The organism is Nocardiopsis coralliicola, from assembly GCF_054779695.1.
Map to the genome: position 1 here is coordinate 1 of NZ_BAAGXT010000044.1, position 21,372 is coordinate 21,372.

Annotated in this window: 15 protein-coding genes and 1 pseudogene; 9 read left to right on the plus strand and 7 right to left on the minus strand. The window is 75.7% G+C overall.

Annotation, left to right across the window (positions count from 1 at the left end; translation table 11 throughout):
• Positions 1–307: 307 nt before the first annotated feature.
• From ACYVGT_RS22905 to ACYVGT_RS22915, 3 genes are all read right to left on the minus strand, one after another.
• On the minus strand, positions 308–700 hold the full coding sequence (locus tag ACYVGT_RS22905; protein WP_460862063.1) for an STAS domain-containing protein: 393 nt from the start codon (positions 698–700) through the stop codon (positions 308–310).
• A 352-nt stretch (positions 701–1,052) separates the two neighbouring features.
• Positions 1,053–2,624, minus strand: a complete 1,572-nt coding sequence (locus ACYVGT_RS22910; RefSeq protein ID WP_460862067.1) for a class I adenylate-forming enzyme family protein — start codon at positions 2,622–2,624, stop codon at positions 1,053–1,055.
• A 199-nt stretch (positions 2,625–2,823) separates the two neighbouring features.
• Positions 2,824–4,140 (minus strand): phenylacetate--CoA ligase family protein, encoded by a 1,317-nt coding sequence (locus ACYVGT_RS22915; RefSeq protein WP_460862069.1) that lies wholly within the window; start codon positions 4,138–4,140, stop codon positions 2,824–2,826.
• Between the two features lie 416 nt (positions 4,141–4,556).
• Here ACYVGT_RS22915 and ACYVGT_RS22920 point away from each other — a divergent pair, with 416 nt between their 5' ends.
• From ACYVGT_RS22920 to ACYVGT_RS22940, 5 genes and pseudogenes are all read left to right on the plus strand, one after another.
• Entirely contained in the window at positions 4,557–5,846 is a 1,290-nt protein-coding gene (locus ACYVGT_RS22920; protein ID WP_460862071.1) for a threonine synthase, read from the plus strand.
• Positions 5,843–7,009: an NAD(P)/FAD-dependent oxidoreductase gene (locus ACYVGT_RS22925; RefSeq protein ID WP_460862074.1), complete on the plus strand. Its 1,167-nt coding sequence runs from the start codon at positions 5,843–5,845 to the stop codon at positions 7,007–7,009. Before ACYVGT_RS22920 ends, ACYVGT_RS22925 begins: the two co-directional genes overlap by 4 nt.
• 48 nt (positions 7,010–7,057) lie before the next feature.
• A complete protein-coding gene (locus ACYVGT_RS22930; RefSeq protein WP_460862077.1) occupies positions 7,058–8,389 on the plus strand; it encodes an aspartate aminotransferase family protein in 1,332 nt (443 codons plus the stop codon).
• Between the two features lie 128 nt (positions 8,390–8,517).
• A pseudogene (locus ACYVGT_RS22935) lies at positions 8,518–8,691 on the plus strand (methyltransferase domain-containing protein); the annotation flags it as partial.
• Entirely contained in the window at positions 8,633–9,184 is a 552-nt protein-coding gene (locus ACYVGT_RS22940) for a class I SAM-dependent methyltransferase (RefSeq protein WP_460862201.1), read from the plus strand. The pseudogene ACYVGT_RS22935 and the gene ACYVGT_RS22940, both read left to right, overlap by 59 nt.
• A gap of 483 nt (positions 9,185–9,667) precedes the next feature.
• Here the strand turns inward: ACYVGT_RS22940 and ACYVGT_RS22945 are convergent, their stop codons facing one another.
• Entirely contained in the window at positions 9,668–11,206 is a 1,539-nt protein-coding gene (locus ACYVGT_RS22945) for a class I adenylate-forming enzyme family protein (protein ID WP_460862079.1), read from the minus strand.
• Positions 11,207–11,329: 123 nt separating this feature from the next.
• Positions 11,330–12,130, minus strand: a complete 801-nt coding sequence (locus ACYVGT_RS22950; RefSeq protein WP_460862082.1) for a class II aldolase/adducin family protein — start codon at positions 12,128–12,130, stop codon at positions 11,330–11,332.
• Positions 12,131–12,440: 310 nt separating this feature from the next.
• Here ACYVGT_RS22950 and ACYVGT_RS22955 point away from each other — a divergent pair, with 310 nt between their 5' ends.
• The 4 genes from ACYVGT_RS22955 (at position 12,441) to ACYVGT_RS22970 (ending at position 19,282) form a co-directional block, all read left to right on the plus strand.
• Positions 12,441–13,526 carry an FAD-dependent monooxygenase gene (locus ACYVGT_RS22955; protein WP_460862085.1) on the plus strand — a complete coding sequence of 362 codons (1,086 nt, stop codon included), beginning with the start codon at positions 12,441–12,443 and terminating at the stop codon, positions 13,524–13,526.
• A gap of 99 nt (positions 13,527–13,625) precedes the next feature.
• Positions 13,626–16,337: a penicillin acylase family protein gene (locus ACYVGT_RS22960; protein WP_460862089.1), complete on the plus strand. Its 2,712-nt coding sequence runs from the start codon at positions 13,626–13,628 to the stop codon at positions 16,335–16,337.
• A 423-nt stretch (positions 16,338–16,760) separates the two neighbouring features.
• Entirely contained in the window at positions 16,761–18,179 is a 1,419-nt protein-coding gene (locus ACYVGT_RS22965) for a cytochrome P450 family protein (RefSeq protein ID WP_460862092.1), read from the plus strand.
• Positions 18,176–19,282, plus strand: coding sequence for a cytochrome P450 family protein (locus ACYVGT_RS22970; protein ID WP_460862095.1), 1,107 nt, complete (start codon positions 18,176–18,178; stop codon positions 19,280–19,282). The genes ACYVGT_RS22965 and ACYVGT_RS22970 overlap by 4 nt, the downstream gene beginning before the upstream one ends.
• A gap of 166 nt (positions 19,283–19,448) precedes the next feature.
• Here the strand turns inward: ACYVGT_RS22970 and ACYVGT_RS22975 are convergent, their stop codons facing one another.
• Both ACYVGT_RS22975 and fdhA read right to left on the minus strand, forming a co-directional pair.
• Positions 19,449–19,916, minus strand: a complete 468-nt coding sequence (locus ACYVGT_RS22975) for a PPOX class F420-dependent oxidoreductase (protein WP_460862096.1) — start codon at positions 19,914–19,916, stop codon at positions 19,449–19,451.
• 163 nt (positions 19,917–20,079) lie between these two features.
• A complete protein-coding gene (gene fdhA / locus ACYVGT_RS22980) occupies positions 20,080–21,309 on the minus strand; it encodes a formaldehyde dehydrogenase, glutathione-independent (protein ID WP_460862098.1) in 1,230 nt (409 codons plus the stop codon).
• Positions 21,310–21,372: the final 63 nt, after the last annotated feature.

A 21,372-nucleotide genomic window follows, 5' to 3' on the forward strand; every position in this document is an offset into this window, starting at 1 on the left:
CCCGCCCCGCCCGCGCCCGGCCCCGGCCGGCCGTCTCGGCGGACGGCGCAGGCGCGGCCCCCTCGGCCGGGCACCGCCGCCGCACGCACCAGCGTTCGAGCGCGGGGCCCGCGTCCCTGCTCTGCGGCTGCTGGACGGCCGCCATCGGCAGGGCGCATCGGCGGCGCCGGCCTCTCGGCGATGGCGCCCTCCTGCAGCCCTGGAGCTCACCGGGCCGGTCGGGCCGCCGCCAGTCTGCCGGCGGCGGCCGCGGGCGGCCGGGTCACCGCCCGCGCGGTTTCCGGGCGCAGCGGTGCTGCGCCGGGGGTCAGGGCCGCAGCGGCACTGCGGCACGGCTGGCCGCGGCCTGTCCGGGCACCCGGACCGCTGCCGGCGCGGCGGCGCGGTCGTGCACGGTGACCAGGCGGTGCAGGCGGGCCGCAGAGAACAGTTCGCGCACCCGGGGGTGGCCGATCACCACGTGCAGGTCGCAGCCGAGGAGCCGGGCCCGGCGCTGGAGGCGCACCAGCAGGTCGACGCCGACCGCGTCGCAGGAGACGGTGCCGCTCATGTCGACGACGAGCCGGCGCGGCCGCGCGCAGAGGAGTCCCAGGCACTGCTCGAGGATGGAGGTGCGGCTGTCCGCGTCCACCGTGCTCGGCAGGGCGATCGACGGCACTCCGCCCTCGCGGCGGACCGGGTGGCGTTCGACACGGCGCATGGGTGTCCCGCTCTCTTGCTCAACGGTCGGGAACCGGGCCGGAACCGGCCCGCAGGTGACCGCCGGACGGCGGCCGATGCGCCTTTCTACCCAGCGCCGCCAACCCCGGGCAAGTCCGCCACGAACTGCGCAAAGACCACTTTGAGCGGCCCGCTCGCGGGCACTGCGCGGCCTTTGCGGAGCCCGGTGCCGCCCCCGTGTCCGGGCGATCCTGGCCGAGATTTTGTCCCCGCCAGAACTTGGCGCAACGCGCGCTCCGCCGAGGGCGTCCGGCGGGACCGCGCCCGCAGCCCGGCCGGCGCACCGGCGGTGCCGCCGCCCGGGCTCCGCCGCGGACGGGCCGGCGGCCTGCTCAGCTCTGCGGCGCGGCCTCCGGCTGCGCCCCCGCCGGGAGGGCGCCCGGCCCGGCGCCGGCCCGCCGGCGCAGCGTTGCGCGGCACGGCTCGTGGGCGTAGGTCAGCGGCAGCTCCGGCAGCAGGAGCACGCTGCGGGGGACGAGGTCCGGGTCCAGCCGGCCGGCGAGGAACTCCCGCAGCCCGTCGGCGGTGGCCGAGGACTCGCGGTGCAGGGCGGCGGCGGTGTGCAGGACGGTGCGCGGCGCTCCGGGTGCGGCCGGGCCCGGGGCGCCGAACGTCGCGGCCTCCCGGACGTCTGGGTGGTCGAGCAGCACCGCGTCGACCTCGGCCGGGTAGACGGTGCGGCCGCCGAGCGCGATCGCGTCGCCGGACCGGCCGAGCACGGTCAGCAGGCCGCGCTCGTCGAGGACTCCGACGTCGCCGGTGTCCAGCCATCCGCCGCGCAGCACCCGGGCGGTGTCCGCGGGGCGGCCGAGGTATTCGTCCATCAGGATGGACGTGCGCACCCAGATCCGGCCGCGCTCCCCCGCGGGGACGCAGCAGCCTTCCGCATCGCGCACCTCCACCTCGGCGCCGCTGACCGGCCGGCCGCAGCTCCGCAGCACCGCGGAGCCGCCGGAGGCGTAGTCGTCCGGCCCCAGCACGGCGATATGCCCCGCCTCGGTCTGGCCGTAGCTGGGCAGCACGACCGGCCCGAAGGCATCGACCGCCCGGCGGAGCAGACCGGGTCCGGTGGCAGCCGTGGCGACGAGCAGGCAGCGCAGGTCGGGCACAACGGAGCGGTCCGCCCCGTGGTCCAGAAGGGCGGCCAGCTGGTGCGGGGCGATCACCGCGTGCGTGATGCGCTGCTCCCCGGCCAGGTCGACGAACGCCTGCGGCGTGAACTCGGGAAGAGCGTGGAAGGCACCGCCGTGCCGGAGGGCCGCGTCGCCGAGATGGCGGCCGAGGCCGGTGAACCGGTCGGTCTTCAGCAGCCGGACCGGCCCGCCGGCGAGCAGCGGTCCGATCCATCCGCCGCCCGGCCGGCGGGCACGGTGCCGGCGCAGTGCGGGTTTGGCCCGGCCGGTCGTGCCGCCGGTCAGCACGATCCGGTCCGGGTCGCCCTGCCGCGCACGGGAAGGGAGCGGTTCGGCGGAGAACCCCGCCGCTGCGGTGAACAGCGAGCTCTCCGCCGGCTCGGGGCCCAGCACCGCCGTCCGGGGCACGGCGGCGGCCAGAGCGCCGGCGGTGCCCTCGGCGGTGGACACCGTGTCGAGCACGGCGTGCGTGGCGCGGCACTCGGCGGCGAGCGCCGCCTGGTCCGCTGCCGCCATCTGGACCGGGATCTCGACCTGGGCAGCGCCGGTCCGCCCCACAGCCAGGCTCAGCAGGTACATGCGGGCGCTGACCGGCCCAGCCAGGGCGACCACGGAACCGGGGCCCGCGCCCCAGTCGGCCAGGGCGCGGACCAGCCGGTGCACCGCGTCGGCGGCCTCGCCGGCGGTGAACGCGTCCCGGGGATCGCGCAGTGCGAGCCGGGCGGGGTCGGTGGACAGCGCGTCCAGGATCGGGTCTGCGGCCGTCTGCACGGGGGTCCTCCTCGTTCGTGGCCCGCGCGGTGCGCGGGCGGTCTCCAGGTCAGTGCGGAAGGCAGCGGATGGCGCCCCGGCCGGCGCTGGCCGCGCAGCGGGGGCGGCGCGCGCCGGGCCGGGGGAACGGGTGCCCGGCGGCCCTGCCCGCGGGGCGGATCCGCAGCCGCCGGCCGGTGCCGGAGCATCGCGCGGCGGGTCAGCGGCCGGAGGGCGGCGGGTACGCGAGCCCTCCGGCGTCCGAGGCCGCGGAGAGGTAGCGCGGTTTGGCGATGTGCGCGGTGCGGGTCAGCTCGTCGGTGGCGACGAGCGTGCCCGGAGCCACCGCCGCGGCGCGGGCGGCGGGACCGAACCGCTCGGCGAGTGCCGCGTCGAGCGCGGCCGACGCCTCGCCGGCCAGCGCCGGGTCGGCCTCGAACCGCACCTGCAGAGCGCCGCCGTCGGCCACCGCCCGCCAGAAGAGCACCCCCAGCCGGGCGGGCAGCGCATACACCGCCTCCTCGATCTCGGACGCGAAGACGCGGCGGCCGCCGGCCTCGGCGCCCTGGTCCCAGCGGCCCAGCACCCGGATCACCGGCAGCGCCCAGCCGCACGCGCAGTCGCCGTAGGAGAGCTCGACGGCGTCTCCGGTGTCGTACCTGACCAGCGGCATCGCCTGGCGGAACAGTGTGGTGAGCACGAGCCGGCCGCGGCCCTCGGGCGCGGTGCGGCCGGTGCCGGGGTCGAGGATCTCCGGCAGGTAGCGGTCGGCCCACAGGTGCAGCCGGCCTTCGGGGCACTCCCCGGCCAGGTTGGAGCCGCACTCGGAGTTTCCGTAGCTGACCGCGGCGGTGCAGCCCCACAGTTCCTCGATCCGCCGCTTCCGGGCGGCGCTCAGCGGCTCGCCGGTCGCGATGAGCGTGTGCAGCGCGGGTGCGGTCGCACGCGGGTCGGCCCCGAGGAGGCGCGCGCTCGCAGCCCACAGCAGCGGCTCGGTGGGCAGGGCCGCAGCGACGGTCACGTCGAGGTCGCGCAGCAGGCCCAGGACCCGCGGGTAGGTCATCGCGGTCGAGCGCGCGTCAGCCGGGACCACCATCGCTCCGGCCGCCCGCGCCGCCGCGTGCACCTGGTGGCCGATGGTGACCATCGCGTACGGGACGCGGACGAGCACGGTGTCGTCGGCGGTGAGGGGGGTGCGTCCGCGGCCGAAGCGGTCGAGCATCTCGGCCCAGTCGGCCTCGGTGTGGAAGGAGCCGGTGGCCTGGCCGGCCGAGGTTCCGCTGGACTGGTGGTAGGCGACCACGTCGCGGCGCGGCACGGCGAGCATGCCGAAGGGGTGCGCGGCGCGCAGGTCGTCCTTCGCGGTCAGCGGCAGCCCGGCGAGCGCCTCCGGACTGTCCGGCGGGGCACCGCCGAGCCGGTCCCGGTAGAAGGCGCTGCGCCGGGCGCGCCCGACGGCGTCGGCAAGCCGCTCCTTCCACAGGGCGCGCAACCCCTCGAAATCCACCCAGGAACCGACGCCCGGAAAATCCGACATGAATCTCCTATCGACGCTTATCGCCGGCACAGCGTCTTCTGGACACCACCCAGAGCGACACCTATTCCACCACTTCGGACAAAAACTATTCCGCCATTCCGGGCACCTCCGGGGCGAATCCGGGGCAGCACATCCGCACCCCTTTCCGACCGCCGCCGCCACCGTCGATCCTGCCGGATTCCGCCGAGAAAAGCTTCCCGATCCGGGTTTGAATCCGCTGGTCCGCGGCTAGAGATACCGATCGCGCGCCGCAATCAGCACTGCCGGGCAACGGCTCCCGAATGACCGTGAACGTATCAGAGCATTCGTCCCTCCATCCCCTGATAACATCTCCCACCGCCGCGGAAACCGATTCACCGGAACCGCAAATCGGACCATTCTTACGCCTCGCGGAAAAGTCGCAGAGAAAGGAAATCGTGAGCCTCGAACTGCGCTACGGTCCCCTGCTGGACCGGGCCGCCCGATCCCGGCCCGGCGGCGGATTTGAGCTGGCCTGCGTGCTCTGCGAGCGGCCCCCGCGGCGCGAGTCGGACGGCCGGTGCGCCGAGTGCGGCGGAGCCGTCGACGCCGTCCACGACCTGGGGGCCGCGGAGGTCGGTAGCGACGGCGCGGCGGTGCAGCGCTACTTCGACCTGCTTCCGCTGCGCAACCGGGGCGGGCTGTGCCTGCTCGGCGACGGCGACACCCCGTGCCGCCCGGCACCGGAGCTCGGGGCGCGGACCGGCCTGCCCGGCCTGGTCGTCAAGGACGAGAGTGCCAATCCGACCCGCAGCACGAAGGACCGGATCGCGTCGGTCGGGCTGGCGCGGATGGCGGAGCTCGGCGTGAAGCGCTTCGCCATGGCCTCCACCGGCAACAGCTCCACGGCCTACGCGCGCGGCGTGCAGGCCGTCGAGGGCATCGAGCTCGCGCTGTTCTGCGGCCGCCGGTTCCGCCACCGGCTGCACTACCCGGACCACCCTTCGGTCGCGACGCTGCTGGTGGACGGCGACTTCGTCGCGGCGGGCGGGGCGGCCCGCCGGTTCGCCGCGCGCACCGGCGCCTACGCCGAGGGCGGGTTCTTCAACCTCGCCCGGCGCGAAGGGCTGAAGCTCGCCTACCTGGAGGCGTTCGACGCCATGGACCCCTCCCCCGACTACGTCTTCCAGGCGGTGAGCAGCGGGATGGGACTGCTCGGCGGCTACAAGGGGGCGGTCGAGTACCACCGGCTCGGCCGGCTGCCGCGGGTCCCGCGGTTCGTCGCCGTCCAGCAGGAGGGGTGCGCGCCGATGGCCCGCGCCTACCGGGAGGGAGCGGCAGAGATCGCACGGCGGCACGTGGTGGCCGACCCGCGCGGCCCCGCCGAGGCCATCCTGCGCGGCGACCCGAGCGCGACCTACCCCTACATCCGCGCGCTGTGCGACAGCAGCGGCGGCGCGATCACCGCGGTCAGCCACGAGGAGATCCGCGCGGCGCGGGAACTGCTCGCGGAGGCCGAAGGGCTCACGGTCTGCAGTGCGGCGGCGACGGCCCTCGCCGGGGCCGTCCGCATGCGCCGCGAAGGCGCCCTGCCTGCGGACGCGTCCGTGCTGGTCAACCTCACCGGCGCCGACCGGTCCGGCGCGGCCTCCCCGACACGGGTGCGCCAGGTCGCGGCCGACTGGCCGGACGGCCCCGTGCAGTGGGAGGACGCCTTCGCCGGCACCGGGGCGGAGGTGGCGGGGTGATCGCCGTGACCGTTGTGGGCGCCGGCGCGGTCGGAGCGTCGCTGGCCTGGCACCTGGCCCGCGCCGGCGCGCGCGTCACGGTGTGCGAGCGCGGCACCTCCGCGGTGCCGGGGGCCAGCGGAGCCTCGTTCAGCCGGGTGACCGCGTTCGGCAAGCGGCCCGGCGCCTACTTCGACCTCAACGCCGCCGGGCTGGCGGAGCTCCACCGCCTCCGGGACAGCGGAACGCCGGGCTTCCACCCCTGCCCGTCCCTGGTCTGGCCGCGCTCCGAAGAGGCGCTCGAGGACGACCTCGCCGCCGCCCGCGCGCACGGCTACGCAGCCGAGCCGGTCGCGCCGGACCATCCGGCGGTGCCCTCCGGAGCGGACCGGTCCGTGCTCCCGCCCCGGGGTGTCCTCCTGCCCGGCGAAGGCTGGGTCGACCTGCCCGCGCTGACCGGCCTGATGCTGGCCCGCGCAGCGGAGTCCGGCGCGGCCGTGCGCACCGGTGCCGAGGTGACCGGGATCGCCACCGGGCCGGGCGGCGCGGTGCACGGCACGGTCGGTGCGGACGGCCGCACCGCGCCGGCCGACGTCGTCGTCAACGCCGCCGGCGCCGGGGCGGACGCGGTCGCAGCGCTGGCAGGCGGCCGCCTGCGGCTCGCGCCGACGCGGGGCCTCCTCGCGGACCTGCTGCTGCCGGACCCGCCCCAAGCCCAGCTGCTCACTCCGCGGGTCAGCATCCGGCCCGCCGGCCCCGGCCGCGTCCGAGTCCGCTCCGGCGCCATCGACGCCCGCCTCCCCGCCGTTGCGGACGGCGCCGCTCCCGATGCGTCCCCCGGTGCTCAGCCGGAGCTCGCCCTCGACCTCGCGGCGCGCGCGGCGGAGCTGCTGCCGGAGCTCGCCGGCGTGCGCCCCGCCGCCGTCCGCGCCGGTGTGCGCGCCTTCCCCGCCGACGGCGTCTCCAGCGTCGGCTATGCGGCACCGGGCTATTACGAGGCCGTGACGCACAGCGGCGCCGGCCTGGCACCGCTGCTGGGACGGCTGGCCGCCGAGGAGATCATCCACGGCCGCCGCTCCGCGCTGCTCGCGCCGTTCTCCCCCGGCCGGCCCCGCCCCGAGGGGCCTGCAGCGCGCCCCGGAACCGGAGGCGGCCGGGCCGCGGCCGCCCCGGCTCCGCACTGACCCACCCATGCACCGCCCGAACACCGCCCGAACAGCCGAGGAGGACCCATGCTCGACACCACCCGCACTGGCCGGACCGACCCGACCGACGGATCCGGAGCGCCTGCGGGCAACGCCGCCGCCTATGCCGACCTGCACCGGTTCGTCGCCGGCGGCGTGAGCAGCAACATGCGCGCCAAGGGCATCGCTGCGCCGATCATGGTGGAGTCGGCCGCGGGCTGCCGCGTCCGCGACATCGAGGGCAACGAGCTGATCGACGCCAACATGGGCTACGGCCCGCACCTGTTCGGCTACGCCGACGCCGACGTGACCGAGCAGATCGCCGACCGGTTCCGCCGCGGCCACACCACCGGGCTGCCGCACCGGCTGGACCGGGAGGCCGCCGAACTCGTCACCCAGCTGGTGCCCGGAGTGGAGCAGCTGCGGTTCGCCAACTCCGGCACCGAAGCGCTGATGTCGGCGGTCCGGCTGGCCCGGATGAGCACCGGCCGCACCCTGCTGCTCACCTTCACCGGCCACTACCACGGGTGGAGCGAGACGCTGCTGCGGACCGCCGCGACCGAAGGCGACCGCCCGTCGCCGGGGGCGGCCGGGATGATCCCGGAAGCGGCCGCGCACACGCTCCAGGTGCCGTGGAACGACACTGCGGCCCTCGACCGGGTGTTCGCCGAGCACGGCCCCGAACTGGCGGCGGTGCTGTGCGAGCCGGTGCTGGGCAACGACGGCATCGTGCCGCCCGCGCCGGGCTTCCTGGAGCAGCTGCGCGCCCGCACCCGCGCCAGCGGTGCGCTGCTCATGTTCGACGAGGTGATCACCGGGTTCCGGGTGGCCGCCGGCGGCGCGCAGGAGCGCTACGGGGTGGTGCCGGACCTGACCGTGCTCTCCAAGGCGATGGGCGGCGGCTTCCCCGTCGCCGCGTTCGGCGGGTCCGCCGCTGCCATGGAGCCGCTGGCGACCTACGCGGCGTTCCACGCCGGCGTCTACTCCGGCAACCACGCGGCGCTGCAGGCGGTGGCGGCCACACTCGGCAAGATCGCCGCCGACCCCGGGCTCTACGGCGTGCTGGAGGACCGGGGGGCCCGCACCGAGGAGCGGGTCCGCGCGGCGGCCGCCGCAGCGGGGCAGCCGCTGCTGGTCGAACGGGTCGGTTCGGCCATGTCGGTGATGTCGGTGCGGCCGGACGGCGGCGTCGACCACGCCCGGCACCGGCGGCTGCAGATGCACTGCCAGCGCAACGGCGTCTACTTCCACCCGGTCCCCGAGGAGCCGTGGTTCCTGAGCACCGCACACACCGACGCCGACATCGACACCATTGCCGACGTGCTGCACGGCGGCCTGGTGGCGACCGCTGCGGAGGACAGCGCGGCGGCCCCGGCGTGAGCGGGCGAGCCGGAGGCATCGCCGAGACCTACGGGCGGTGCGCTTCGCGCTACAGCGCCGGCTCCGACCACTTCACCGTGTTCGGCCGGCGCCTGGTGGAGCGGGCCGCTCTGCGTCCGGGCGAGCGGGTGCTCGATGCCGCCGCGGGGCGCGGCGCCTGCCTGCTCCCGGCAGCCGAGGCCGTCGGCCCAGCCGGCGCCGCCGACGGCGTCGACCTGTCCGAGGCGATGGTCGCGCACCTGGCTGCCGACGCCGCAGCGCGCGGGCTGGAGCAGGTCCGGGTGGCCCGCATGGACGCCTGCGAGCTCGCGCTGCTACGACGCGGTGCTGTGCGGGTCCGCCCTGTTCGTGATGGCCGACCCGGACGCGGCGGCGGCCGGCTTCCACCGGGTACTGCGCCCCGGCGGGCGCTGCGCGGTGTCCGTGCCGGCGGCGCCGGTGGCGCCGGGAGACGGCCGCCTCCACCGGCTCTACGCGGAGTACGCGCGGCAGGCGCCGTCCGCTCCGGGTTTCGCGATGCGGTTCGGGATGGACCCGGGAGCGCTACTGCGCCGGGCCGGCTTCACCGGAGTCACGGCGGTGGAGGAGGAGACCACCGTGTATTTCCGCGACGCCGCGGCCTGGTGGGACTGGACCTGGACGGTGGGCACGCGCTCCCTCTACGAGCGGCTGACGGACGCGCAGCTGGACGAGCTCCGCACGGCCGTCCTCGCCCTCCTCACCCCGGCGCAGACCCCCGACGGCCTGCCCGGTACCGCACGCGCCGTCTTCGCCATCGGCACCCGCCCGGCCTGAAAACCGCTGCGGGCGCGGACGCCCTGCCGGGCTCCGCACCCGCAGCGGCACATCCCGCGGGCGCCGCCGGCCCGCACGGGCGGGCCGGTGCCGACCGCTCGCTGATCAGGGCTCCCGCTGTCCGGTATGCCGCGGAAAGCGCGCGCCCGCTGCACGGTGCGGGCGCCCCGGAGGCGCGGCGCCCGCCTGCGCATGCACGTCGGGACCGCTCCGGGGTGCCCCTGCGCCGGTACGCCTCCCTCCTCCCGGCGAGGACCCGCACGGCCTCCGCCCTGCAGGGCGTCCGCCGGCCTCGACCGACCGCGGCGGGCTGCCCGGCACGGGCGGGCCGCGCCCGCTCCCGGCGAAGGACTGCCGCCCCGCGTCGGTGCGACCGCGCGGCCTCCGGGAACGGTGCGGCGCCCTCGGGGGCGGCGTCCGTTGAGACATTCCGCGCCACCGGCGCAGCCGGACGCACCGGCGCGCCCGGTTCCGCACCTGCAGTCAGCCGGCTGCGGCCCGGTGCCAGGTGCGCAGGGTGGTACGGCACGGCTCGTGGGCGAACGTCTGCGGAATGTGGGACACGAAGAGGTAGGACGCGGGGCGCCGGTCGGCGGGCAGGCGGCGTTCGGCGAAGGCGTGCAGGGACGACGGGTCCGGCTGGGCGCCGCGCGGCACGACCGCGGTGTGCAGCAGGGTGCCGCCGGGGCCGGGCACGTCGAACGTCGCGGCGTCGGCCACCGACGGGTGCCCTTGGAGGACGGTGTCGGTCTCGGCGGGGAAGACCGCGGCACCGCCGACCTCCATGGCGTCGCGGGCGCGCCCGAGCAGGATGAGGCGGCCGTCGCCGTCGAGGTAGCCGACGTCGCCGGTGTCGAGCTTGCCGCCGCGCATCTTCGCCGCCGACGCTTCCGGCTGGTCGAGGTAGCCGTCCATGAGGATGGACGTCCGCACCCACACCCGCCCCGGTACACCCGGGGGGCACGGCAGGCCGGCGGTGTCCCGGATCTCGACGTCGGCCCCGGGGACGGGCTGCCCGCAGGTGCCGGCGGCCACCGGGTCGACGCGGGGCGGGCCCGCGGACGCGGAGACCGCGTAATCGGCGGGCGAGAGCCAGCAGATGCCGCCCGCCTCCGTTTGGCCGTAGGTGACGTGCACGATCGGGCCGAAGCGCTCCACTGCGCGGCGCAGCAGGGCGGGCCCCACCATTGCGGCGCCGGTGAAGATCCCGCGCAGCGAGGAGAAGTCGGCCTCCGCGGCTCCGGGTGCGCCGAGCAGGGTGCGCAGCGCATGCGTCGGGATCATCAGGTGGGTCGCGCGGTGGGCGGCGACCGCGTCGGCCAGCGGGGCCGGTGCATAGTCGGCGAGCGCGATGCAGGACCCGCCGGAGGCGATGGCGGCGTCGCACAGCGTCCGCTGCAGCGAGGTCAGGGTGCCGGCCACCACGACGCGCACGGTTCCGCGCTCTGCGCCGAACACCCGCAGGAAGTGCGCGCCTCCTTTCCCCAGGCCGGGCCGCCAGCGGCGCAGCACCGCTTTGGCCGGCCCGGTGCTGCCGCTGGTGAAGGAGATGCGGTGCGGTTCTCCTGCCCGGGCCCGGTGCGCCAGCGGCTCCGCGGAACGGGAGTCCGCGGCCGCGAACAGGTCGTCGGCCGCAGCGCACGGCGCCAGCGCCGCGACGCGGCAGCCGGGGATCCCGCTCAGCGCGGCCAGCGCCTCAGGGCCGGTGTGGCCGGGGTCGACGACGGCGTGCGTCGCCCCGCACCGCGCGGCGAGCGCCGCCTGCTCCTCCGCTGCCGCGGTGAGGGGGATCTCCAGCTGGGCGGCGCCGAGGAGCTCGACCGCCCGCGAGGCGATATACATGCGGCCGCTGGCCGGACCGAGCAGCGCCACCCGGCTGCCCAGCCCGGCGCCGCGCTCGGCGAGCTCGCGCCCGACGCGGTAGACGGCATCGGCGGTCTGACCGCCCGTGTAGACGTCCCGGGGGTCCCGGAACACCGTCCGGTCCGGATCGGCCGCCATCATCGCGCACATCTGGTCCATCTACCGCCCCCGCAAGCACTCTGGGTATCCAACCAGGCACTCTAAGGCATCACGGCGATCGCCGCCGGGCGTTCGGCGGAGCGCATGCGCGGAGATCCCCGCCCGGCGGCGCGGCCGGGCCGGTCAGTCGGCGTAGTCGGGCGCGATGCGGCCGGCGAGGCGGAGGAGGGCGTCCCAGGCGAGGTCGCCGAAGCCGTCGTCGGTGAGGTCGTCGCCGTCGCCGGGGTGGGATTCGGCGTTCATCTGGCGGGCGGTGTGCTCAACGACGCCGGGGGCGGGCAGCTGGAGGGCGGCGCCGCCGGACTGCGCCTGGAGCTGGATCTCGCACGCCTTGTCCAGGTAGAACATGCGCAGGAACGCCTCGCCCACGGTGCCGCCGACGGTCAGCAGGCCGTGGTTGCGCAGGATCAGCGCCGGATGGCCGCCGAGGTCGGCGACGAGGCGGCGCTGCTCGTCGAGGTTGAGCGCGACCCCCTCGTAGTCGTGGTAGCCGACCCGTCCGGCGAACTCCATGGAGATCTGGTTGACCGGCAGCAGCCCCTGCTCCTGCGCGGCCACCGCGCAGCCCGCGCGGGTGTGCGTGTGCAGCACCGCATGGGCGTCGGAGCGCGCGGCGTGCACGGCGCTGTGGATGACGAAGCCGGCCGGGTTGACCCGGTACCGGGTGGGCTCCACCGGCTGCCCGGCCATGTCGATCTTGACCAGGGAGGAGGCGGTGATCTCGTCGAACATCAGGCCGTAGGGGTTGATCAGGAAGTGCGGCTCCGGACCGGGGACCCGCACGGTGAAGTGGGTGTAGATCAGATCCGTGAGGCGGAAGTGCGCGGCGAGCCGGTAGGCGGCGGCGAGCTCGCGCCGCAGGCGGGCCTCCCCGCCTGAAGTGCCGGCACCGGTGGCGCCGGGGGCGGGTGCATCGATGGTCATCGCGTCGTCCTCTCCTGCGTCGGCGGGCCCAGCGCGCCTGGCCCGGGTCACGGCCCATCATGGCGGCCGGGCCCGCCGATCCTGCGGGCCGCCCCTTCCTCCCGGCCCTCCCGTCTCGCACCGCCGCCCGCGGCCGCGGGCGGCAGGCAAACGGAGGCCGGGAGGCCGCGGAGGGGCCCCGGGGCATCCCGGTGCCCCCGTCCGGAACCGGTTGGCTGCCACCGAACCGGCGTGCGGCGCCCGGGCACCTGGCAGAATCGCGCACGGGCCGCAGCAGAGGCTGCCGCCGGGAGGCGCCGAGGGGGCAGCCGTGCGGGTGCTGGTCATCGGAGGCGGAATCGGCGGGCTGGCCGCGGCGTGCGCACTGGCCGACGGCGGCGCGCGGGTGCGGGTAGCCGAGGCCCGGCCCTCGGGCGGCGGCGACCTCGGCGCCTTCCTCACCCTCGCCGGCAACGGCACCCGCGCCCTCCACCGGCTGGGAGCCGCAGCGGCCGCGGAGGACTGCGGCTTCGGCCTGGAGCGGCTCCGGGTGATCGACGCCGGCGGCGCCGTGGCCGCTGAGCGCCCGCTATCGGGGTTCCGCTGCCTGCGTTGGGCCGACCTGCGGGCCGGGCTCGCCGCCGCGGCCCTGCGCCGCGGCCCAGCCCTGGACGAGGGCCTCACCTGCACTGCCGTCCGGGAGGACGCCGGCGGCGCCGTGGCCGAGTTCGACGACGGCTCCGCCGACCGCGCTGACCTGGTGATCGGCGCCGACGGAGTGCACTCGGCGGTGCGCTCCGCCATCGATCCGCGCGGCCCCGCAGCCCGCTACGCCGGCCAGAACATCTACTACGCCGCCTCCTGGTGCACGGACGGAACGGGCCCGCCGCCGCCCGGCCGGATCGACATGGTCCGCGGCAGCCGCGCCGCCTTCGGGCACGCCACCTGCCCGGACGGGTCGAGCGCCTGGTTCGCGCGGGTCCCCGGGCCGCCGCTGGCCGGCTCGGGGGTGCGCCGAAGCCCCGGAGCGCGGGAGCGCCTGGCCGCACTCCTGGAGCCGGACGCGACACCGGCGGCGGCCACCGTGGCGGCAACCTCCGCCCCCGTCCTGGCCACCGACGCCCGCGACCTGCCGCCCGGCGGGCGCTGGCACACCCGGCGCGTCCTCCTGCTCGGCGACGCCGCGCACGCCGCCTCGCCCGCCACCGGCCAGGGCGCCTCCCAGGCGCTGGAAGACGCCTGCGCCCTGGCCGGCGCGCTGGGCAGCGCCGCCGCCACCGCCGGACCGCCGGCCGGCACGCTCGCATCCGCCCTGGCCGCGGTGGAGCGGGCCCGGCGGCCCGCGGCCGAGGAGAACACCGCGCGCAGCGCCGAGCTCACCCGGGCGCTCTCCGGACCGCCGGACGGCCGCGGCTGAGCGGCGGCGCCCCCGGGACAACTGCGCTGAACTGGCACGATGTCCGCCCAAGGTGCCCGCCATCGGGTTTTACCGAACGGTAGGTCTAAACTCCGGCCCATGGTGCACGTCACCCACCGCGTGCGGCGGTGGATCCTCATCCCCCTGTCGGTTCTCCTGGGGCTCGCGCTGGTCGCGGCCGGTCTGGGCTACTGGACGGTCCAACGGGCCTTTCCGCAGACCAGCGGCGAGCTCGAACTGTCCGCGCTGGACGGCGAGGCGTCGGTTCACCGCGACGCCAGCGGCATCCCGCAGATCTATGCCGACTCCGCCGAGGACCTGTTCCGCGCCCAGGGCTTCACCGACGCCCAGGACCGCTTCTGGCAGATGCACGTCAACCGGATGACCACCGCGGGGCGCCTGGCCGAGATGTTCGGGCCGGACCAGGTCGAGACCGACTCCTACATCCGCACGATGGGCTGGCGGCACACCGCGGAGCAGGAGTACGAGCTGCTCGAGCCGGAGACCCGCGCCTGGTTCGACGCCTACGCCGAGGGGGTCAACGCCTACCTCGGCCAGCGCGACGGCGGCGAACTCGGCGCCGAGTTCGCCCTGCTCGGCGTCCTCGCACCCGACCACAGCGTCGAGGAGTGGACCGCGATCGACAGCCTCGCCTGGCTCAAGGCCATGGCGTGGGACCTGCGCGGCAACATGGAGGACGAGATCGACCGGGCGGGCCTGCTCGCCAGCGGACTGGACCGGGAGCAGGTCGAGGAGCTCTACCCGGACTACCCGGAGCAGGAGCACCCACCCATCACCGAGGGGGACGTGGAGGACGGCGCCTTCGCGTCCGATGCCGCCGAGGAGCCCCCCGGGCCCGAGGGCGGGGCGGACGGGGCCGATGGTGCCGAGGAGGCCGCCGATGAGGCGCGCGCCCCGGCCGGATCCGATTCCGGTTCGGGGGCGGCCGCCTCCGGTTCGGAGGCGGCCGCGCCCGACCCCGCGGGCCCCGCGGACGGCACCTCCTCCCCCGCCGCCGCGGACGCGCTCGCCGAGGTCGGCGGCGGCCTCGGTGCCCTGCCGGAACTGCTCGGCCCCGCCTCGCCCGACCTCGGGTCGAACTCCTGGGTGGTCTCCGGCGAGCACACCGAGTCCGGCCTCCCGCTGCTCGCCAACGACCCGCATCTGGGCGCGCAGATGCCCAGCGTGTGGCACCAGACCGGGCTGCACTGCACCGAGGTGAGCGCGGAGTGCCCGTTCGACGCCACCGGGTTCGCGTTCGCCGGCGTGCCCAGCATCATGATCGGCCACAACGCCGACATCGCCTGGGGCTTCACCAACCTCGGCCCGGACGTCACCGACCTGTACCTGGAGCGCATCGAGGACGGCGCGGCCATCGTCGACGGCGAGCCCGAGGAGCTGGAGACGCGCCCGGAGACGATCGCGGTGGCCGGCGGGGAGCCGGTGGACATCACCGTCCGCTCCACCCGGCACGGCCCGCTGCTGTCGGACGCCGCCGCAGGAGCCGACCTGGCCGAGATCGGCGCGAACCCCCCGGTCGACGCGGACGGCGCGGCCGCCGATACGGCTGCCGAGCCGGCCGGCGACGGCTACGGCGTGGCACTGAGCTGGACCGCGCTGGAGCCCGGGCACACCGCCGATGCGATCTTCAAGATCGCCGCCGCCGACGACTTCGCGTCGTTCCGCGACGCCGCGCGGCACTTCGAGGTGCCGGCGCAGAACCTCGTCTACGCCGATACCGAGGGCAACATCGGCTACCAGGCGCCGGGCTCCATCCCGGTCCGCGGCAAGGGCGACGGGCGCTGGCCGGCGCCCGGCTGGGACTCCGACTACGACTGGGAAGAGGAGCGCATCGACTTCGAAGAGCTGCCCAGCGTGTACAACCCGGAGTCCGGCGTGATCGTGACCGCCAACCAGGCCGCGGTGGGCGCCGACTACCCGCACCTGCTCACCGAGGACTGGAACTACGGCTACCGCGGGGCGCGGATCAGCGCGCTGCTGGAAGACGGCATCGCGGAGGGCGGGCTGACCACCGGCGACATGAACACGATCCAGATGGACGGCGACCACGGCGGCGCGCACGCGGTGGTTCCGCACCTGCTCCGCGCCGGCGACGGCGAACTGGAAGGCACCGCGGCCGAGGCGCTCGGCGTCCTTCGGGAGTGGGACTACCGCCAGGACGCCGACTCGGCGGGCGCGGCGTTCTACAACGCCACCTACCGCCACCTGCTCGACCTGCTCTTCGAGGAGATCGGCGAGGAGAACTCCCCGGACGGCGGAGCGCGCTCGTGGCTGTTCGTCACCGAACTGCTGGAGGACCCCGGCTCGCACTGGTGGGACGGCGCCAGCGCCAGCGGGCGCGACGCCATGCTGACCGAGGCCATGGACCGCGCCGCCGATGAGCTGTCCGACCGGCTCGGCGGCGACCCGGCCGCGTGGCGCTGGGGCGAGCTGCACACCCTCACCGCGGAGCACCCCACCTACGGCACCTCGGGCATCGGCCCGCTGGAGTGGGTGTTCAACGGCAGCCCGGTAGAATCCGGCGGCGGCAAGGACACGGTCAACGCCACCGGCTGGGACCGCACCGAGGGCTACGCCGTCACCACGGTGCCCTCGATGCGGATGGCGATCGACATGGCCGATCTGGACGCGGCCCGCTGGATCGACCTCACCGGCCCCTCCGGGCACGTGTTCCATCCGCACCGGCAGAACATGACCGAGGAGTGGGCCCAGGGCGGCACCGTGCCCATGCCCTTCACCCGGGAGGCCGTGGAGGAGGCCGCGGAGGACACGCTGGTCCTGAAGCCCTGACCCCGCCCCGGGCCCCTGGGGCTGCCCGCGCCCGGCTGCAGCGCTGCCGCAGCCGGGCGCGGCGCGTTGGCTCCGCGGCAGGGCGACCCGGCGGGCGCACGCACGGTCGCGCGGGGGACACGCTGCGGCGCTTTCGCGCCGGCGCGGAACCGTTTCCCCCTTTCGGCCGTTGGGGAATTCGTGCCGCAGGGGACCAGAATACGAACGCCAGATTTCTCACTAATTCCGATTCCGTTCCCACAGAACCCCGCCATCGCGCGAAACGTGCCCCACAGTTAGCATGGCGGCGCGATTCCGGCCGCACGCGACCGCCTGTCCCGCAAGGGACCCAGCCGCCTGGCGGCGCCCCCTCCGCCGCTCTCCCGGCCACTCGTGCGCCGGACCCATCGGAACAATCGGATAGTCAGAAGAGCGCAGACACCTATGAGCCCTGATCCCTCCGCGAAGGCGCCCCCGCCCGCCTGCCCGCTGCACGACGACGCCGTTCCCCTGCCCGATTTCGCCACCGAGGGCATCGACCCCGCCGATTACCTCGAAGGGCTCCGCGCCACCTACGGCCCCCTCGCGCCCATCGACTTCGAGGACGGGGTGGCCGCCTGGCTGGTGCTCGACTACACGGTGCTGGCCACCGTCCTGAAGGACCCCGAGCGCTTCCCCCGCGCGTCGCGGCACTGGACCGAGCAGGTCGAGGGCCGGTTCCGCCCCGGCATGGCGATCCACCCCATGTTCAGCGACCGCGGCGGCCTCAACGCCCTGTGCCTGGACGGGGAGAAGCACCGCCGCCGCAGGGACGCCATCCAGTGGGCGCTGTCCACGCTGTCGGTCCCCCAGGCCGGCGACGACGCGCGCGCCCTCGCCGACCGGGCCATCGACGCGTTCTGCCGGGACGGCGAGGCCGACCTCGTCGAGCAGTTCGCCTCGGTCGTGCCGGTGATGCTGCTCAACCGCTGGTTCGGCATGACGCAGGACGAGTTCGGCGCCATCGTCGCCTCGATGGCCGAGCAGTGGGCGGCCGGCAAGGACTCCACCCGCGCCCAGCACCGCCTCGTCAAGCACGCCACCGGCGTCGCCCAGGCCAAGCGGGCCGCGCTGGAGGCCGGCACCATCCAGTCCGACAACGACCTGGTCGCAGCGCTGGTGTCGGCGCCGCAGAACCTTTCCGACATGGAGATCGCCTTCGACCTGGAGCTGCTCATCGGGGCCGCGGTCGACCCGGTGAAGAACCTGATCGGCTCCACGCTGCGCTTCCTGCTCACCGACCGCTCCGCCGCCGCCGAGGTCGCGGGGCGGCGCGTGCAGGTGTCCGACGCCGTGGACCGGGTGCTGTGGTCCGACCCGCCGATCGCCGCCATGCCGGGCCGCTTCCCGATGGAGGACGTCGAACTGGGCGGCACCGCCGTGCGCGCCGGGGAGGGCCTGGTGCCCTGCTACCTCGGCGCGAACCGCGACCCGAAGCTCGGCCCGGTCGCGCTGGAGTCGGGCAACCAGTCCTACCTGTCCTTCGGCGCCGGACCGCACGGCTGCCCGGCCCGCTCGGTGGGCACCGGCGTCGTGGTCGCCGCCGTGGAGGCGCTGCGCACCCGGCTGCCCGACGTCCGCCTCGCCGTACCGGCGGAGGAGCTGTCCCACCTGCCCACCCTCTACACCCGCGGGCCGGCCGCACTGCCGGTGGTGTTTGCGCCCGCACCCGAGAAATCCCCTGAACCAGGAGCCGAAGCATGGAACTCCCCGTCCGGATCGACCCCGCCGCACGCGACATCCAAGGACAGGCCCGCCTCCTCCGCGAGCATGGGCCTCTGGTCCCGATTCGCCTCCCTGGTGAGGTCGATGTATGGGCGGTGACCACGCATGAGGCGCTGCAGGAGATCCTGACCTCGCGCGACTTCTCCCGCTCCTCGCGCAACTGGCGGGCGCTGCAGGCCGGCGAGGTGCCGGCGGACTGGCCGATGATGGGCAACGTCCAGCTGCAGAACATGCTCACCGCGGACGGGGCCGACCACAAGCGGATGCGCTCGCTGGTGTCGCGCGGCTTCACCCCGCGCCGCATCGAGGGGCTGCGCCCGCGCATCGACGCGCTCGTCGCCGGCCTGCTGGAGGGGCTGGACGCCGAGGGCGGCCGCGCCGACCTGCGCGCGTCCTTCGCGTTCCCGCTGCCGATGCTGGTGCTCTCGGAGCTGTTCGGCATCACCGAGGAGCAGCGGCCGCGCCTGGTGGAGCTGGTGCGCCGCGGGTTCGGCTCCAGCGTGATGACGCCGGAGGAGGGCGCCCGCTTCTACACCGACATCCACGAGGTGTTCGGCGGCCTGATCGAGGCGCGCCGCGCCGAGCCCGCCGACGACCTGGCCAGCGCGCTGATCGCGGCGCGCGACGGCGAGGACCGGCTTTCCCCCGAAGAGCTCGTCGACATGCTGTTCCTCTTCGTCGCCGCAGGGTTCGAGACCACCGAGGGCGTCCTGGTCAACGCGGTGCGCGCACTGCTCACCCACCCCGGCCAGCTCAAGCTCGCCGTGTCGGGCGAGGTGGGCTGGGACCGCGTGGTGGAGGAGGTGCTGCGCTGGGACACGTCGCTGTTCAGCCTGCCGTTCTCCTATTCGCTGCGCGACGTGGAGGTCGCCGGCGTGCACCTGCCGGCGGGCGAGGCGGTGCTGCTGTACTACGGTTCGGCGGGCCGCGACGCGTCCTGGCACGGCGACCGGGCCGAAGCCTTCGACATCACCCGGGAGCCGCGCCAGCACATGTCGTTCGGCTGGGGGCCGCACCACTGCATGGGCGCGCCGCTGGCCCGGATGGAGGCGACGGTGGCCCTGCGCGAGCTGTTCGCCGCCTTCCCGGACCTCCAGCTGGCCGCCGACCCGGCCGGCCTGGAGCCGGTCGCCTCCGTCATGACCAACACGGTGGAGACCCTGCCGGTCACCTACACGCCGCGCACTCCGGCCGGCGCATAGCAGCGGTGCGCGGGCAGCACGCCGCCCGGCCGCACGGCAGGGGCGCCGCTGCAGGCCGCGCGCCCGCTCCTGGGGAGGAGAGCCCGCCGCGCGCACTCCGCGCGGCGGGCGGTGCCTCCCGGGGCGGCGGCCCGGAGGCGCGGCCGCAGCCGGTACCTCTTGAGGCTCAGCGCGGCTCGCGTCCGGGCGGGAAGCCGCCGGTGGCGACCGGACCCCAGGACTGCGGGGTGATGCGCAGCAGCGCCTTGCCCTGGCGGCGCATCGCCTCCCGGTACTCGTCCCAGTCCGGGTGCTCGCCGGCGACGGCGCGGAAGTAGTCGACCAGGGGCTCGACCGCCGCCTCCCCCGCGAGGACCTCGGCCGCTCCGTCGACCTGCACCCACGGGCCGTCGAACTCCTCGGAGAGCACGATCACTGAGGCGCGCGGGCGCTGCGCGGCGTTGCGGGCCTTGGCCCGCTCCGGATAGGTGGACACCACGATGCGGCCCGCGCCGTCGACGCCGCAGGTCACCGGGGACGCCTGCGGTGCACCGCCGGCGCGCTCGGTGATCAGCACGGCGCGGTTGCGCGGCCGCAGGAACTCCAGCAGCCCCTCCCGGTCCACGCGGGTCTCGGTCGCGGTCTTCGGCGCCATCGGCTCCCCCTTCTCCAGGGCCGCAGCGCGGCCCGCCTGCAGCGGTCTCCCCGCCCGCCGGAACCGGCGGGCGGGGGAACGGTACCGGCTGGGGGCTGGTGCTGCCGACCCGGCACGGCGCACGGCGCGGCGGAAGGAGCCGGCGCCGGTCCGGCGCGACCGGTCAGGCCTGCGCGTGGGCGGCGACCATGCCGTGCGGGTCGAGGACGTACTTGGCCGCCGCGCCCCGGTCGAAGTCGCGGTAGCCCTGAGCGGCCTCGTCCAGCGGCAGCGGCGTGGCGTTCACCGCCTTGGCGATGGACACCTTGTCGTGCAGGATCGCCATCATCAGGCCCCGGTGGTACTTCATGACCGGGCACTGGCCGGTGGTGAGGGTGTGCGAGCGGGCCCAGCCCAGGCCGATCCGGATGGACAGCGAGCCCTCCTGCGCGGCGGCGTCCACGCCGCCGGGGTCGCCGGTCACGTAGAGCCCCGGGATTCCGATGGCGCCGCCGGCACGGGTCAGCTCCATCACCGCGTTGAGCACGGTCGCCGGGGCCTCGCCGGCCGATTCCGCGCCGTGCCCGCGGGCCTCGAAGCCGACCGCGTCCACCGCGCAGTCCACCTCGGGCACGCCGAGGATCTCGGCCACCTGGTCGGGCACCGGGCCGGCCGAGACGTCGACGGTCGCGCAGCCGAACGCGGCGGCCTGGGCGAGCCGCTGCGGGTTGAGGTCGCCGACGATGACCACCGCCGCGCCGAGCAGCTGCGCGGAGGCGGCCGCGGCGAGGCCCACCGGGCCGGCGCCGGCGACGTAGACGGTGGAGCCGACGCCGACGCCGGCCGTCACGCAGCCGTGGAACCCGGTGGGGAAGATGTCGGAGAGCATGGTGAGGTCGAGGATCTTGGCGAGGGCCTGGTCCCGGTCGGGGAAGCGCAGCGCGTTGAAGTCGGCGTAGGGCACCAGCACGTACTCGGCCTGGCCGCCGACCCAGCCGCCCATGTCCACGTAGCCGTAGGCCGATCCGGGCCGGTCGGGGTTGACGTTGAGGCACACGCCGGTGGCGCGCTCCTTGCAGTTGCGGCAGCGGCCGCAGGCGATGTTGAACGGCACCGAGACGAGGTCGCCGGCCTTCAGGAACTCCACGTCCGGACCGGTCTCGACGACTTCCCCGGTGATCTCGTGGCCGAGCACGAGCCCTTCGGGGGCGGTGGTGCGGCCGCGCACCATGTGCTGGTCGCTGCCGCAGATGTTGGTCGCCACCACCTTGAGGATGGCGCCGTGCGGGACCTTCCGGCCGACGTTGGCGGGGTTGACTCCCGGCCCGTCCTGCAGCTCGAACCCCGGCGCCGCGAGGTCGGCGACCTCCACCCGGCCGGGGCCGCGGTAGACCACTCCCCTGTTCTCCGACACGCTCGTCCTCCTTCCCGCCGCGGTGCGGCGGTTCCGTGGCCGGCCCCCTCGCCACAGGACTAC

Bases quoted from the DNA above. Each gene is read 5' to 3' on its own strand.
- ACYVGT_RS22960 (WP_460862089.1), top strand. From the start codon at position 13,626: ATGGTGCACGTCACCCACCGCGTGCGGCGGTGGATCCTCATCCCCCTG.
- ACYVGT_RS22950 (WP_460862082.1), bottom strand. From the start codon at position 12,130: ATGACCATCGATGCACCCGCCCCCGGCGCCACCGGTGCCGGCACTTCA.
- ACYVGT_RS22965 (WP_460862092.1), top strand. From the start codon at position 16,761: ATGAGCCCTGATCCCTCCGCGAAGGCGCCCCCGCCCGCCTGCCCGCTG.
- ACYVGT_RS22930 (WP_460862077.1), top strand. From the start codon at position 7,058: ATGCTCGACACCACCCGCACTGGCCGGACCGACCCGACCGACGGATCC.
- ACYVGT_RS22945 (WP_460862079.1), bottom strand. From the start codon at position 11,206: ATGGACCAGATGTGCGCGATGATGGCGGCCGATCCGGACCGGACGGTG.
- ACYVGT_RS22975 (WP_460862096.1), bottom strand. From the start codon at position 19,916: ATGGCGCCGAAGACCGCGACCGAGACCCGCGTGGACCGGGAGGGGCTG.
- ACYVGT_RS22915 (WP_460862069.1), bottom strand. From the start codon at position 4,140: ATGTCGGATTTTCCGGGCGTCGGTTCCTGGGTGGATTTCGAGGGGTTG.
- ACYVGT_RS22905 (WP_460862063.1), bottom strand. From the start codon at position 700: ATGCGCCGTGTCGAACGCCACCCGGTCCGCCGCGAGGGCGGAGTGCCG.